Below are 15,341 nucleotides of genomic sequence, written 5' to 3' on the forward strand. Positions count from 1 at the left end.
GATTGAAACGAAAAGTTTTAATAGCATTAACGGCCTTAGTGGTTGGACTCTTGGGAGCCATCCTGTTTCAGTCAAATCAGGCACATCAGGAAAGGGATTCAAGAGATACCTGGGAAATTCGAACTGAAATACGGGAAAAGCAGGAAATCCAGGAAAGTCTGTTACAGCAAATTCGGGAGGCTGAGCAGAGGCTTGATGAATATCAGCATCAGAATAATCAGGAACAAGTTGAACTACTAAAAGAATCTGTGGAAACGCTAAGAAAACGAGCAGGATTAACCGAAGTACAAGGAGAGGGGATCAAAATTACGATTGAGCCGATTATGGCAGATTCGGATCGTGTACAGAAATACCCGGAAATCCCGCCCGAGTTGCTTCAAAGACTGTTTAATGAACTGAATACCTACGGAGCAAAGGATATCGCCATTGAAAATGAAAGAATCATTCAGACATCACCAATAAGGGATGTTAATGGGCAAACCTACGTCAATAATCGCCCCATTCCTGCAGTTCCAGTTGAAATATTCGTCTTAGCTGAGGATGCAAGGGAGCTTATTGAATATATGGAAGTAAGCAAAGTGAACGATTATTTTGCTGTTGAGAATTTAGGGATAAACTATCAACTGGATTTTCACATAACGTTACCTGCCTATCAGCAGCGTATTGATTTCGAATACATTCGTTCTGCAGAAACTGAAGAGGGTGGCAATTAAAGCATGTGGTTAACTTTACTTTTTTTAATCATAGGAGTTGTTTTAGGATTACTGACGGATATACGAATCCCTGAATTATATGCCAGTTATTTAGCCGTTGCCGTTTTGGCAGCATTTGATACACTAATTGGTGGAATCCGATCTCATCTGGAGGAAAAATTTGATGAGCAAATATTTGTAACAGGTTTTTTTACGAACATCTCATTAGCGGCACTATTAGTGTTTGTGGGGGTTCAGCTTGGGATAGATTTATATCTCGCAGCCGTATTTGCTTTTGGTATCCGGCTCTTTCAAAATATTGCAATGATAAGGCGGATTTTACTTGAAAGATTCAGATATAAAAGAATGAAAAAAAACTAAAAAAATAAAAGGGAATGCTTGATTTTATGTTGAATTAATAAATATCAAAAATACTTTTTTATTTTCTACTTGTTCTATAGTAGAATAGTCTATATGAACCTTATTTAATAAATATGTAATTCAAAACTCAAATGAACATTAAAATTGGCCCGTTTCCCTTTCCAGGAGGTGCAAAGATTGAACAACAATGAAATACTTGTAAGTTTAGACATCGGAACATCCCGAGTAAAAATAATTATCGGTGAAGTGACAAAAGATTCATTAAATATTATTGGAGTAGGAACGGCTAAATCAAACGGCATGAAAAAAGGAGCCATTGTTGACATAGATCAGTCGGTACATGCTATAAGGTCCGCAGTAGAACAGGCTGAACGTATGGTTGATATGCAAATTGACCGGGTTGTTGTAAATATTAATGGCAATCACGTACAACTGCTTCCGTGCCATGGGGTAGTAGCCGTATCAAGTGAAAACCGTGAAATAGGACAGGATGATATTGCCAGAGTCATAGATGCTGCACAGGTTCTGTCTATACCACCTGAACGAGCCATCGTGGATGTTTTTCCAAAGCAATTTATTGTTGATGGTCAGGATGAAATTACAGATCCACGTGGAATGATTGGTGTTCGTCTTGAGATGGAAGGAACACTCATTACCTGCTCAAAAACGGTGTTACATAATATTCTCAAGTGTGTTGAAGGAGCAGGCCTTGAAGTTCAGGATATTTGCCTGCAGCCTCTTGCATCCGGCTCCGTTGCCTTATCAGAGGACGAAAAAGCACTGGGAGTGGCACTTATTGATATTGGTGCCGGGAGTACAACCGTTTCTGTTTATGAATCAGGTTACTTAAAGGATACAACCGTCTTTCCATTGGGCGGAGACAACATTACCAAGGATTTATCCATTGGAATGAAAACCTCTACTGAAGAAGCCGAAGAAGTAAAACACCAGCATGGACATGCCTTTTATGATACAGCTTCTGAAGATGAGGTGTTTGAGGTAACAACGATAGGAAGCAACCAAAAGCAAACATTTAATCAAGTACAGATTTCTGATATGATAGAAGCAAGATTAGAAGAAATCTACGTATTTGCCAGTCAGGAAATACGTAAAATGGGCTATCAGGATCTTCCGGGCGGCTTTGTCCTGACGGGAGGAGTTATGAGTATGCCTGGTGTATTAGAACTGGCACAGGATCTATTAAGGGTAAATGTACGGATTGCAATCCCTGATTACATAGGTGTAAGAGATCCTCAATATACAGCCGGGGTCGGCACTTTACAATTCGCTTATCGAAATTCTCAGGTTCAGGGAAAAGAAATATACCCGTCTGTTCAAATGAGCAATGTTGAACAAAAAACGGTAAAACAGAAAAAGCCAAAATCGAGTCAAACAGCGAATCAGGCGCACGAAAAGAAGAAAGATAAAGAATCAGGTTTCGCAAAATTATTTAGTTACTTCTTTGACTAATTTGGCGTTTCCTTCAAACCATAAAAAACAAATCTGGTAAACTTGCAAAGTGGGAGGAACGATGTATGTTAGATTTTGATACAGGTAGGGAACAATTGGCAACGATCAAAGTAATCGGTGTTGGCGGTGGAGGCAGTAATGCTGTAAACCGTATGATTGAGCATGGAGTTCAAGGCGTGGAGTTTATTGCCGTTAATACAGATGCTCAGGCACTGAATCTATCAAAAGCAGAAGTTAAATTACAAATCGGTGAAAAACTGACAAGAGGTTTAGGCGCTGGAGCTAACCCTGAAGTTGGTCGAAAAGCAGCAGAAGAGAGCCGTGAGCAAATTGAAGAAGCTCTTCAAGGTGCCGATATGATTTTTGTAACAGCAGGTATGGGAGGCGGAACCGGTACCGGAGCAGCTCCTGTCATTGCGCAAATCGCCAAGGAACTGGACACATTAACAGTTGGAGTGGTTACGAAGCCATTTCTATTTGAAGGCCGCAAACGTTCAACCCAGGCCGTTTCAGGAACAGATGCATTAAAGTCAAGCGTGGACACGTTAATCGTTATTCCAAATGATCGTCTGCTTGAAATGGTTGACAAAAATACACCAATGCTTGAGGCGTTCCGTGAAGCCGATAATGTTTTACGGCAAGGTGTACAGGGAATTTCAGATTTAATTGCTGTTCCTGGACTCATTAATGTCGACTTTGCAGACGTCAAAACCATTATGGAGGATAAAGGCTCCGCACTAATGGGAATTGGTGTTGCAACTGGTGAAAATCGTTCACCGGAAGCAGCTAAGAAAGCAATCTCCTCCCCATTATTGGAAACCAGCATTGATGGGGCTCGCGGTATCTTAATGAATATTTCCGGTGGAGAAAACTTAAGTCTCTTTGAAGTACAGGAGGCAGCTGATATTGTCACTTCAGCGGCTGACCAGGAAGTAAATGTGATTTTTGGATCGGTAATTAATGAAGACTTGAAGGATGAAATTGTAGTAACAGTTATTGCTACAGGCTTTGATGAGGCGGCCAAAACCGCTCAGCCTAAGTCACGCCCATCAGTGGGAGCTGAAAAGAAAGAACGACCAGCGGAACAGCGCAGAACAAACCGCACAGAAAATCAGCCGGCATTTGAAGAGGATACTCTGGATATCCCGGCCTTTCTGAGAAACCGTAATCGTCGTTAACTAAATGCGTTGAGCAAATCAATTTGCATTATGATTACTCTTAATGGAGTATAAAGTTCATCTTTTCAAAAATTCATAACCAAAAATTTAGCAGGGGTATTTAACTCCTGCTTTTTTTGGTTTCAGAATGATTTAGGATTTATGAATATGAAGGGTGAAACTTAAGCATTTTTAATATTGAAATGCAGGAAACGGGAATGACTGCAATTATTATGTAAAAATCCTTCGCTAACCTTTCAAAAATGGAACCTTTTTCCTTCACAATCGTATGTAAATATAGAATTCCTGTTATTTGGTTTGGAATACCGCTCAAAACTAAACGTGGACGTATCCATTAAAGGTGGGGAGGAATAAAACATGACCAAAGTATCAGAAGTTCATTCTTTAAAAAATACGTGGAAAGGATATGTATGTTAAAGTTCATGGAAATACAGATGCTGAACCGTTACTATATCTTCATGGCGGACCTGGGGAGAGCTGCTACGAATTCTGTTATCATCAGGCAAAACGATTGAAGGAGAATATCCGACTTATTGCTATTGATCAGAGGGTTGTCTGCAGGTCTGAAGGGATTAACGACAATGAGGATTTTTCTCTTGATGATATTATAAAGGATTGTGAAGAACTAAGGGAAAAATTGGGCATTGAAAAATGGGCTTTACTGGGACATTCATTTGGTGGTTTTATTGCTCTTAAGTATGCTGTAATGTTTCCGAATTCAAACTTACACGTATAATATTTGAATGTCCAACATTTGATTTTGGGCTTTCAGGCCGAAATCTTTTTCGGAAAATGGGACAGATTGCACATAGTCAAAAAAAACGGAACTTGCAAAGGAATCTTTTATGTTGGCAGAGTCAGATAAGTCAGCCAGAGAGCTTATGCTGAAATTTATTGAAATGCGCCCTGAGCTTGGAGATTATGGCATAAAAATTCATGTTCATAATACAGAGCATAAGACAGATTACGCCAGGTATACAAATGAAGAGTGGAATCAGTTTTTGGATAGAACGAATGTGCATAATAGCAGATTAATCGAAGGAGAGGAGATTTTTAAATCCATTCTTCCTATGTTGAAAGAAGTAAAACAGCCCTCATTGTTAATTGGAGGACAGTATGATCCTGTTACTTGTAACCAGCATTTAGAGAAATTTTGTGAAGATGTTAAGGCTGGCAATGCCATAATGTTCAGGGATAGTGGACACTTCTCCCACTCAGAAGTTCCTGATGCATTTGCTGAGGCAGTTGTTAAATTTTTAAATTAAGGCAAAAAGTTCAAGTTTTACTCTGGTCAGTTCAGATCATTTGTAAATAGCAAAAGAGGCCGGGATATTATTATTTCGCTGAGCCATAAACCGAATGATAGGCTATCTTCCCTTAGCGGTGTTTTCTAAACCTATCAAAATTCGAATTAATGTTTAGCGAAAATACTTTTGTCCCTGCCTCTTTTTTTGTGTGGATTGGAAAAATTGGATGATACGCGATAGAATTATTCCGTTTTTTATCCGACAAAATGGGAAAATATAAGTTTTTTTTTGCATACAGGATGTGACAGACTTTTTGGCCAGGTTTTTTTATACTTACCGTTGAGAGTAAAGTTGTCCAATGGAAAGGCGGAAATATTGTGGCTTTATATTTGGATGCTGTCTGGCTTTTGAATTTTTTAATCGATTGGATGATTTTACAGATTGTACATTGGATAACAAGGTCGGAAACACACAGAGGTTGGCTGATAGCAGGAGCTTTCATTGCATCGCTTCTGGTTCCTGTAAATATATTTTTTCCAGAAAATATATTGGCAACTTTACCAGGGAAAATCATTTTTTCCTTTTTCATTTTAATTAGTTCTTTTGGCTTTAAGAACACTAAATTGTTCTTAAAGCAATTTTTCACTTTTTATTTTGTAACGTTTACTATTGGTGGTGGTTTATTCGGGATTTACTTTTTAATGGGGCAGCAATTTCAGTCACAGGACGGTTTATTTATCACCTATAACAGTGGCTATGGAGATATGATTAGCTGGATTTTCGTGTTGATTGCTTTTCCGATCGTCTGGTGGTTTACACGACGAAGGTTGGACCAGATCAATTTTGATAACATACGCTTTCAGGAATTATGCCCGGTCAAAATTCGTGTAAATAACCAAATTCATGAGACGACCGGATTTTTTGATAGTGGAAATCATCTGATGGATCCATTTACGAAGAAGCCGGTCATTGTATGCGACGAAAAAATCCTTAAGCCGTTTTTTTCAGATAAGGAGTGGCATGCGATTAAAAGCTGTCATGAGAACTGGTCGTTTGAAGAACTGCCGGATCGATGGATTTCCAGAATTCGTATGATTCCTTTTCAGGGGGTTGGAGGCAAGCGCACATTTATACTTATATTCAAACCGGATTCACTTTATGTCCGCTATCAGGATCGGGACTATGCCTTTGACCAGGTTTTTATAGGTATCCAATTTGGTGAACTCTCATCTGATGGAACCTATCATTGTTTATTACACCCAAAAATGATGCAATCTTCAAAACTGCAGGCATCTTCTTAATTTAACCGAAAAAAGCAGGTCGATGTTTTCCTATCTTGCTTAACATTTAAAAGGAGGAAGTTCGGGCAAATGAAAAGATTTAAAATGAAACTCCAGATACTGTGGTATAAAATCCTGATAAAACTCGGAATAAAATCTGATGAAATTTATTACATAGGAGGAAATGAAGCCCTTCCTCCACCACTTTCAAAGGAAGAAGAGCAGGAACTCTTAAAGAAGTTACCAGAGGGTGATATGGGTGCACGCTCTATTTTAATTGAGCGAAATTTGCGACTCGTGGTTTATATTGCCAGAAAGTTTGAAAACACAGGCATTAATATCGAGGATCTTATTAGTATCGGTACCATTGGCCTGATCAAAGCCGTTAATACGTTTAATCCGGAAAAGAAAATCAAATTGGCAACGTATGCTTCCCGTTGTATCGAAAATGAAATATTAATGTATCTGAGACGGAATAATAAAATACGTTCGGAGGTCTCCTTTGATGAGCCTCTCAACGTAGACTGGGATGGAAATGAACTGTTGCTTTCGGATGTCCTTGGTACAGATGAAGATATTATAACCCGGGGACTGGAGTTTAATGTAGATAAAAAGCTTCTTCATAAAGCGTTGTCCACATTGAATGACCGTGAAAAACAAATCATGGAGCTTCGTTTTGGTTTGATTGGGAAAGAAGAAAAAACGCAAAAGGATGTCGCTGATATGCTGGGAATCTCCCAATCGTATATTTCAAGGCTTGAGAAAAAAATTATCAAGCGGTTACGGAAAGAGTTTAATAAAATGGTCTAAGATTTTGTAATTTTAGAATACAATGGATGATTTCAGGTGCTGCATAAAAATCCCTCCAATGGAGAAACTGTTTGGTGACACTATCTCCACTTAGGAGGGGTTTTAGATTGACGCGACATAAGGTAGAAATATGCGGTGTCGACACATCAAAGCTGCCCGTACTAAAGAACGACGAAATGCGGAAATTATTTATGAGAATGCATGAAGGTGATGAATTCGCAAGAGAGGAACTAGTAAACGGAAATCTGCGACTCGTTTTAAGTGTCATTCAGAGGTTTCATCATCGTGGTGAATATGTTGACGACTTATTTCAAGTTGGTTGTATTGGACTAATGAAATCCATAGATAATTTTGATTTAAGTCAGAATGTAAAATTTTCAACATATGCAGTTCCAATGATTATTGGTGAAATTCGCAGATACTTACGTGATAACAATCCAATAAGGGTATCCCGTTCTCTGAGGGACATTGCCTATAAAGCCCTTCAGGTGAGAGAACGTTTAATGAGTAAAACCTCAAAGGATCCCACACCAATGGAAATCGCTGAAGAAATGGGAATTCCCCACTCTGATGTTGTTTTTGCTCTTGATGCCATTCAGGATCCTGTTTCACTATTTGAGCCTATTTATAATGATGGTGGAGATCCGATTTTTGTTATGGATCAATTAAAGGATGATAAAAATAAGGATTCCATCTGGATTGATGAAATCGCATTAAAAGAAGGGATGAGAAGACTAAACGAACGGGAAAAAATGATCTTAAACAAACGTTTTTTTCAAGGAAAAACCCAAATGGAAGTGGCAGACGAAATCGGAATCTCGCAGGCTCAGGTGTCCAGGCTTGAAAAAGCAGCGATTGACCAGATGAATAAAAACATTAATCAATAATGAGCATTTATATCCGTTTTGAACCTTGTCCATAGATTCGTGGACAGGGTTTTTTATATTTTTAAACGAATGATAGCTCATTCGTGCATATATTAGAAGTAAGGTGGTGAGAAAAATGACCATATCAGAATTACAGGTAAAAGATATTGTGGCGATTGAAGATGGAAGGAAATTAGGCTATATTACAGACTTGGAAATTGATGTAGACAGAGGCTATATCGTAGCCCTTGTTATTGCTTTGAAAGGCAAAATGTTTGGTTTATTCGGTAATGAGGAAGAAATGGTCATTCCGTGGAATCATATTGTGACCATTGGGGCTGATGTGATCTTAGTAAGAACAGAAACTCCTAAACTAACCCATAGCATGAATACAAATGAATACGATGCGCAGTAAAGGTGATCAGGATAGATAACACAAGAAATAAGACGAAAAATGTGGTAAAATAAATACGTCTAATACTTTTAGGAGAATAAACATGAGTGAGTTATTTAGTAAGTCAAGAACATCCTCTTATTTGGAAATTCCTGATTGGAAGAAAAAAGGAATTACAGCAGGTATAACGACGAGAAAAGGTGGTTTCAGCCAACAACCTTATGATACATTGAATATGGGATTCCATGTACAGGATGATTATGATCTGGTTTTAAAGAATTATGAACGTATGGAAAACATTATCGGAATTCCTGCCAGGTACTGGATCAGTTCAAAACAGGTTCACAGGACAGATGTACTTGAATGGGACGATTCTTTGAACAGGGACAATATTACTCATCCGCCTAACTTTGAGCTTGAATATGATGGCTGGATGACCAATCAGAGAAATGTATTGTTAACCGGGGTATTTGCTGATTGTGTACCACTGTTTTTCCGCTCGGAGGAATGGGTAGCTTTAGCTCATGCCGGATGGAAGGGAACGGTAAAGGGGATGGGACCTAAAGTCATCGATCATTTTTTAACCCATCAGGTTCCACTGGAAGAAATCGAGGTTGTCGTAGGACCTAGTATTAGTTCCCGCCATTATGAAGTGGATCATCATGTTGTTCAGCACATTCCCTTTGATATGCAAACAGAGGATGTATTGACGAGGAGCGATGAAACCCATTATTATCTGGACCTTAAACAGCTTCATAAAAACCTTCTTTTAAAGAAAGGACTAAAGGAACAGCAGATTACCTTAACCAATTATTGTACATACGAAAATGAGGATTTATTTTATTCACATAGAAGAGATCAGGGAAAAACCGGCAGAATGATGGCATTTATCGGATTTGAATAGGAAAAAGGGGGATTTTTGCAGTGAATGTAGCTGAAAACCTGGCTTCTATCAGGGAAAATATTGAACAGGCCTGCCGGAAGAGCGGACGTGACCCGCAGGAGGTTTCCATTATAGCCGTTACAAAGTATGTGTCGATAGAAACGGCTAATCAAGCAATACAGGCAGGTATTAAAGATATTGGAGAAAATCGCAAGGAAGGTTTTCTGGAAAAATATAATGAACTCGGGACTGAAGCAACCTGGCATTTTATTGGTACTCTGCAGTCAAGAAAAGTAAAGGATGTTATTGATCAAATTGACTATCTTCATTCGCTGGACAGGCTTTCTTTGGCTAAAGAAGTCAATAAACGGGCGTCTGAAAAGATCAAATGCTTTGTACAGGTGAATGTAAGCGGGGAAGACTCAAAACATGGAATCAACCCTGAGGAAGTGATCCCTTTTGTTGAAAAGCTCGGTAACTATGAACATATCGAGGTCTCAGGCCTTATGACAATGGCCCCGCAAACAGAAAATGAAGATCTTTTAAGAGGGTGTTTTCAAAATCTCCGGAAACTAAAGGAACAAATACAGAATCTGCAGCTTCCCCATGCACCCTGCACTTATTTGTCCATGGGAATGAGCAATGATTATTCGATAGCTGTCGAAGAAGGAGCGACCCACATACGTATTGGTACAAAACTTGTAGGGAAAGAATTTTAGAATTGGAGGGTAAATGGTGAGCATCAAAAATAAGTTTAAATCCCTTTTTACATTTGAAGACGAATATGAATATATAGAAGAGGAAACAGAGGTCCCAGAACAGCCAGACTCTCCGGCAGCGAGCCGCCGTGCTCAAAATGTGGTACACTTGGAAAGTATTCAATCCTCAACATCCAAGGTAGTATTATGTGAACCTGAAAGTTATGATGACTGTCAGGAAATTGCGGATCATTTGAAGAATCGCAGGGCGGTTGTGATTAATCTACAAAGGACGAATCATCAGGAGTCAAAGCGAATTGTAGATTTTTTAAGCGGAACCGTTTATGCTATTGGTGGGATTATTCAAAAATTGGGACAGCAAACCTTTATCTGTGCACCTGATAACATCGATGTATCAGGCAGTATCACGGATCTGATGGATGAAGATTTATTGTAAAGGTGGGAAGTAGATGATCGAAATCTATAATTTGTTGCAAACGGCTTTATTAATTTACATGTATGCAATCGTTGTGTATATTTTAATGTCCTGGTTTCCTGGTGCCCGGGAATCCTCGTTCGGGCAGATGCTCGGGAAAATTGTAGAACCTTATTTGGAGCCATTCCGGAAGTTTATTCCACCACTTGGGATGATAGACATTTCTCCTATCGTGGCGATTTTTGCTATTCAATTTGCTAAATTAGGATTGGAACAACTCTTTATTATGGTTTTCTTTTAATAGGTGTTTAGGAGATTTTTATGGATATCTATCAGCATTTTCGAAAAGAAGAACAGGCATTTATAGATCAGGCTTTAGCGTGGAGAGATGAGGTAGAGCAGACGTATCAGCGAAAGCTCACAGACTTTTTAGACCCCAGAGAGCAGATTATTCTTTCTTCGGTTATTGGGAATCATCCTGATATGAACCTTCATTTTTTTGGAGGCGATGATAAAACAGAGAGAAAAAGAGCAATTCTGGCACCTTTCTATGAAGAGATACATAATGAAGACTTCGATATTGTTGTGCTTCAAAGTCAGTTTGCCAGAAAGTTTGTTGAGATTACCCATCGTGATGTCTTAGGTGCTCTTATGTCGCTTGGAATAAAGCGTAAAAAGGCAGGCGACCTTATGGTGGTGGACGATACGGTTCAAATTGTTGCAGATAAGGAACTTGCCACCTTTCTTGAACTTCACTTAACGGGTATTAAGAAGACCCGACTGCACTTTAAATCGGTTCCACTGGATGAAATGAAACCTTCTCCGGAGCAGTGGCAGACGAAGGAAGGTACCGTTTCCTCTCTCAGATTAGACACCGTTATGAAAGAAATCTACAATCTTTCACGCAATAAAACCAGCGAGTGGATTCAAAAAGGCTATGTTAAAGTGAATCACCGAGTGGTTGAAGATCCGTCCTTCCAAATGGAGGAAGGAGATATGATATCCGTTCGAAAAAAGGGCCGAAGCAAGCTTATTCAAATATCGGGCCAGACCAAAAAAGAAAAATGGCGGATATTAACCGGTGTTTTAAAATAAAAGGAAAAATAAGCAGGAAAAAGACAAATCACGTCGAATTACTTGAAAGTACAGACGAAGAATTATTTCAAATAAAAGAGATTAAATTCAAGGGGGTTACCTTTGTGGCGTTAACACCACTCGATATTCATAATAAAGAATTTACCCGCACATTCAGAGGATACGATGAAGATGAGGTCAACGAATTTCTTGACCAGGTCATAAAAGACTATGAGAAAGTTATTCGTGAAAAAAAGGAATATGAAGAAGAAGTAGCCGATTTAAAGGAAAGAATTGGTCATTTTAATGATATTGAAACAACTTTAAATAAATCCATTTTAGTTGCTCAGGAAACAGCTGAAGACGTGAAAAATAATGCGAATAAAGAAGCTAAGCTTATTATAAAAGAAGCAGAAAAGAATGCAGACAGAATTATTAATGAAGCTTTGTCCAAGTCGAGAAAAATTACATTGGAAGTAGAAGAGCTGAAAAAACAGGCTAAGGTATTTCGAACTCGCATGAAAATGATTGTACAGGCTCAGCTTGATATGATTGAAAACGATGACTGGGATGAGCTCTTTGAAATGGAATTGGACCAGACGGATGAAGAGCAGAATACAGTGGAATATCAACTTTCAGACAACCAATCTTGACGCCGGAATCATTTTTGAATATAATGCAAAAGTATAAAGTAAAGCACACTGACAGGACTTTTTACCTGCCGATGGTTTAAAATCTTAACAGGGAACTGCAGACCTTTTATGTTACTCTGAATGTTATATTTGTGTATCTGAGTAACGGCTAAGGTCCGTTTTCCCTCGTAAAACCTAAACATTTAGAAAGACGATGACAGGGACAGTACATTGAATGATGAATGCAAAGCGAGCCGGGGATGGTGGAAGCCCGGACAGCACATTTCATGGAAGATCACCCTTGAGTCTCCTGGTGAATAGAGTAAATAACAAGTAGCCAAGGACGATTCATTCACGTTACGAATGATAAAGAGGATGGATAAAATATCTGTATGTTTATTCATCAATCAGGGTGGTAACGCGAGGCGCCTCGTCCCTTTTATTCGGGATGAGGTGCCTTTTTTGTACTAAACATTAAAAATCCTGGAAATAACTGTTTTACTATAAAAGAAAAAGGAGAATAGGAATGAGCTATAAAGAAACCTTATTAATGCCAAAAACGAAATTTCCTATGCGTGGAAATCTTCCAAACAAAGAACCTGAAATGCAGCAAAAATGGGAAGAAGAAAAAATCTATGAAAAGGTTCAAATGAGAACAGAAGGAAGACCCATGTTTATTCTTCATGATGGCCCTCCATATGCAAATGGTGATTTACATATGGGGCATGCCCTTAACAAAATTCTGAAGGATATCATTGTTCGTTATAAGTCAATGGCTGGTTTTCATGCACCCTATGTTCCTGGTTGGGATACCCATGGATTACCAATCGAACAGGCGCTTGCGAAGAAAAAAGTCGATCGTAAATCTATGAGCGAATCTGAATTCAGAAAAATTTGTGAAGAATATGCACGTGAGCAAATTGAACGCCAGCGACAGCAATTTAAACAGCTCGGTGTACGCGGAGACTGGGAGAATCCTTACATTACGCTGACAAAGGATTATGAAGCAGCACAAATTCAGGTGTTTGGTGAAATGGCGAAAAAGGGCTATATTTATAAAGGTCATAAGCCTGTGTACTGGTCACCATCATCAGAATCTGCGTTGGCAGAAGCTGAAATTGAATATAAGGATAAGCGTTCCCCGTCGATTTATGTTGCCTTTGATGTAAAAGATGGCAAAAACGTCCTAAAAGGTGATGAGAAATTTATTATCTGGACGACAACACCGTGGACGATTCCTGCAAACCTTGCCATTACCGTACATCCGGAGCTGGAATATTCGGTTGTTTCTGTTCAATCTGAAAAATATATTGTAGCTTCTGAACTGGTGGAGGAAGTTGCGAATGAATTGGAATGGCAGGATTACAACGTTCAGCAAACTTACAAAGGTGAGGAGCTTGATCGTACAGTCGCTAAACATCCTTTCTATGATCGTGATTCACTCGTTATTTTAGGAGAGCATGTTACAACAGATGCGGGTACAGGATGTGTTCATACCGCTCCAGGACACGGGGAGGATGACTTCTGGGTTGGTCAGCAGTACAATCTTGATGTATTATGCCCGGTTGATGAAAAAGGGGTATTCACTTCTGATGCACCAGGCTTTGAAGGAGTATTCTACGATAAAGCGAATAAATTGATTACGGAAAAACTGGAAGAGTCCGGGGCACTATTAAAACTGAACTTTATGACACACTCTTACCCGCATGACTGGAGAACGAAAAAGCCAACCATTTTCCGTGCAACTTCCCAATGGTTCGCATCCATCAAGGACTTCCGTGAAGATATTCTTAAAGAGATTGAGCGTATCCAGTGGGTACCGGAATGGGGAGAGACAAGACTCTATAATATGGTTCGGGATCGTCAGGACTGGTGTATTTCCCGTCAGCGTGTCTGGGGAGTGCCAATCCCTGTATTCTATGGGGAAAATGGCGAGCCTATTATCAATGATGAAACCATTAACCACGTTTCTGAATTATTTAGAGAGCATGGATCCAATGTATGGTTTGAGCGTGAAGCTAAAGATCTACTTCCTGAGGGGTTTACACATCCATCCAGTCCAAATGGGGAATTTACAAAAGAAACGGACATTATGGATGTCTGGTTTGATTCAGGTTCATCTCACCAGGGTGTATTAGTTGAACGGCCTGAATTACAACGTCCGGCGGATATGTATTTAGAAGGATCCGACCAATACCGCGGCTGGTTTAATTCGTCGATTTCAACTGCGGTTGCTGTAACAGGAGAAGCCCCGTATAAATCGATTTTAAGTCATGGTTTCGCTCTTGATGGTGATGGACGCAAGATGAGTAAATCCCTGGGGAATGTAATGATTCCAAGCAAGATTATGAAGCAATTTGGGGCCGACATTTTACGACTATGGGTTGCCAGTGTAGATTACCAGGCTGATGTTCGTATCTCCAATGAAATTTTAAAACAGGTGTCTGAGGTTTACCGTAAAATTCGTAACACCGTCCGTTTTATGCTTGGAAACTTAAATGATTTTGACCCTCAAACGGATAAGCTGAAAGATGGGGATTTAGAGGAAATCGATCGTTACATGCTCATTCGATTACAAAACCTGATTAAAAAAGTGGATCATGCTTATGACACGTATGATTTCTCTGCCATTTATCAGGCGATTCATAACTTCTGTACGATTGACTTAAGCTCTTTCTATCTCGATTTTGCCAAGGATATTCTCTATATTGAGCCGGAGAATGATCAGCGTCGCCGCAGTATCCAGACAGTGTATTATGAAATCATTACATCGTTGACAAAGCTGCTGTCCCCAATTCTGTCTCACACAATGGATGAGGTATGGAGCTATATTCCTGGAACCGAAGAGGAAAGCGTACAGTTAACCGATATGCCTGAAGTGCGTGAACTCCCTAATCAGGACGAACTAAAAGCAAAATGGGATCATTTCATGGAAGTACGTGATGATGTCTTAAAGGCTCTTGAAGAGGCAAGAAATGAAAAAGTCATAGGTAAATCATTGGAAGCCAAAGTTACCTTATCAGCCAAGGACGAACGTACCAAGAACCTGCTGGAGGAAATTGAGCACCTGCATCAGTATTTAATTGTCTCTGAAGTAGAGCTGACGGAAAGCTTGTCAGAAGCAAAGGAATATGATTATGTGAAGGTTGCCGTTGAAAAACATCCAGGAGAAACCTGTCAGCGCTGCTGGGTATCCTCTGAATCAGTCGGCTCCCATGAAAAGCATGAAGACCTATGTGACCGCTGCGCAGATATTGTTGAAAAACATTATTCTTAATAACAACAAAGGCTGTCTCAGCT

The 15,341-nt window shown here is 39.4% G+C and carries 17 protein-coding genes and 1 other annotated feature; all 17 genes read left to right on the forward strand.

Translation table 11 applies throughout. From position 1 onward, the window contains the following. The first annotated feature begins 2 nt into the window (after positions 1-2). The 17 genes from ACZ5OK_RS07980 to ileS all read left to right on the forward strand — a co-directional run bounded on the left by ACZ5OK_RS07980 (position 3) and on the right by ileS (position 15,318). Positions 3-713: a DUF881 domain-containing protein gene (locus ACZ5OK_RS07980; protein WP_343840928.1), complete on the forward strand. Its 711-nt coding sequence runs from the start codon at positions 3-5 to the stop codon at positions 711-713. Between the two features lie 3 nt (positions 714-716). Further along, on the forward strand, positions 717-1,073 hold the full coding sequence (locus tag ACZ5OK_RS07985) for a small basic family protein (RefSeq protein ID WP_343840930.1): 357 nt from the start codon (positions 717-719) through the stop codon (positions 1,071-1,073). A 177-nt stretch (positions 1,074-1,250) separates the two neighbouring features. Next, entirely contained in the window at positions 1,251-2,543 is a 1,293-nt protein-coding gene (gene ftsA, locus ACZ5OK_RS07990; RefSeq protein ID WP_343840932.1) for a cell division protein FtsA, read from the forward strand. A gap of 65 nt (positions 2,544-2,608) precedes the next feature. Then, positions 2,609-3,721: a cell division protein FtsZ gene (gene ftsZ / locus ACZ5OK_RS07995; RefSeq protein ID WP_343840935.1), complete on the forward strand. Its 1,113-nt coding sequence runs from the start codon at positions 2,609-2,611 to the stop codon at positions 3,719-3,721. 406 nt (positions 3,722-4,127) lie between these two features. Next, complete coding sequence (locus ACZ5OK_RS08000) at positions 4,128-4,457, forward strand: alpha/beta fold hydrolase (protein ID WP_343840937.1); 330 nt, start codon at positions 4,128-4,130, stop codon at positions 4,455-4,457. A gap of 109 nt (positions 4,458-4,566) precedes the next feature. After that, positions 4,567-4,986, forward strand: a complete 420-nt coding sequence (locus ACZ5OK_RS08005; protein WP_464758672.1) for an alpha/beta fold hydrolase — start codon at positions 4,567-4,569, stop codon at positions 4,984-4,986. A 359-nt stretch (positions 4,987-5,345) separates the two neighbouring features. After that, positions 5,346-6,269 carry a sigma-E processing peptidase SpoIIGA gene (spoIIGA, locus tag ACZ5OK_RS08010; protein ID WP_343840941.1) on the forward strand — a complete coding sequence of 308 codons (924 nt, stop codon included), beginning with the start codon at positions 5,346-5,348 and terminating at the stop codon, positions 6,267-6,269. Between the two features lie 69 nt (positions 6,270-6,338). Next, positions 6,339-7,058 (forward strand): RNA polymerase sporulation sigma factor SigE, encoded by a 720-nt coding sequence (sigE, locus tag ACZ5OK_RS08015; RefSeq protein WP_044157311.1) that lies wholly within the window; start codon positions 6,339-6,341, stop codon positions 7,056-7,058. A gap of 107 nt (positions 7,059-7,165) precedes the next feature. Continuing rightward, a complete protein-coding gene (gene sigG / locus ACZ5OK_RS08020; RefSeq protein WP_044157312.1) occupies positions 7,166-7,945 on the forward strand; it encodes an RNA polymerase sporulation sigma factor SigG in 780 nt (259 codons plus the stop codon). A gap of 115 nt (positions 7,946-8,060) precedes the next feature. Next, positions 8,061-8,339: a YlmC/YmxH family sporulation protein gene (locus ACZ5OK_RS08025; RefSeq protein ID WP_343840945.1), complete on the forward strand. Its 279-nt coding sequence runs from the start codon at positions 8,061-8,063 to the stop codon at positions 8,337-8,339. Positions 8,340-8,421: 82 nt separating this feature from the next. After that, complete coding sequence (gene pgeF / locus ACZ5OK_RS08030) at positions 8,422-9,222, forward strand: peptidoglycan editing factor PgeF (protein WP_343840947.1); 801 nt, start codon at positions 8,422-8,424, stop codon at positions 9,220-9,222. Positions 9,223-9,242: 20 nt separating this feature from the next. After that, positions 9,243-9,920, forward strand: coding sequence for a YggS family pyridoxal phosphate-dependent enzyme (locus ACZ5OK_RS08035; protein ID WP_343840949.1), 678 nt, complete (start codon positions 9,243-9,245; stop codon positions 9,918-9,920). Between the two features lie 16 nt (positions 9,921-9,936). Continuing rightward, positions 9,937-10,356, forward strand: a complete 420-nt coding sequence (locus ACZ5OK_RS08040; RefSeq protein ID WP_343840952.1) for a cell division protein SepF — start codon at positions 9,937-9,939, stop codon at positions 10,354-10,356. Between the two features lie 13 nt (positions 10,357-10,369). Next, positions 10,370-10,636, forward strand: a complete 267-nt coding sequence (locus ACZ5OK_RS08045) for a YggT family protein (protein WP_343840954.1) — start codon at positions 10,370-10,372, stop codon at positions 10,634-10,636. 20 nt (positions 10,637-10,656) lie between these two features. Next, on the forward strand, positions 10,657-11,430 hold the full coding sequence (locus tag ACZ5OK_RS08050; RefSeq protein WP_343840957.1) for a YlmH family RNA-binding protein: 774 nt from the start codon (positions 10,657-10,659) through the stop codon (positions 11,428-11,430). 104 nt (positions 11,431-11,534) lie between these two features. Next, a complete protein-coding gene (locus ACZ5OK_RS08055; RefSeq protein WP_343840959.1) occupies positions 11,535-12,062 on the forward strand; it encodes a DivIVA domain-containing protein in 528 nt (175 codons plus the stop codon). A 184-nt stretch (positions 12,063-12,246) separates the two neighbouring features. Beyond that, positions 12,247-12,482 (forward strand) — a binding site (T-box leader). An 85-nt stretch (positions 12,483-12,567) separates the two neighbouring features. Continuing rightward, positions 12,568-15,318, forward strand: coding sequence for an isoleucine--tRNA ligase (ileS, locus tag ACZ5OK_RS08060; RefSeq protein ID WP_343840962.1), 2,751 nt, complete (start codon positions 12,568-12,570; stop codon positions 15,316-15,318). The last annotated feature ends 23 nt before the right edge of the window (positions 15,319-15,341 follow it).

It is taken from the genome of Salinibacillus aidingensis (assembly GCF_055393355.1).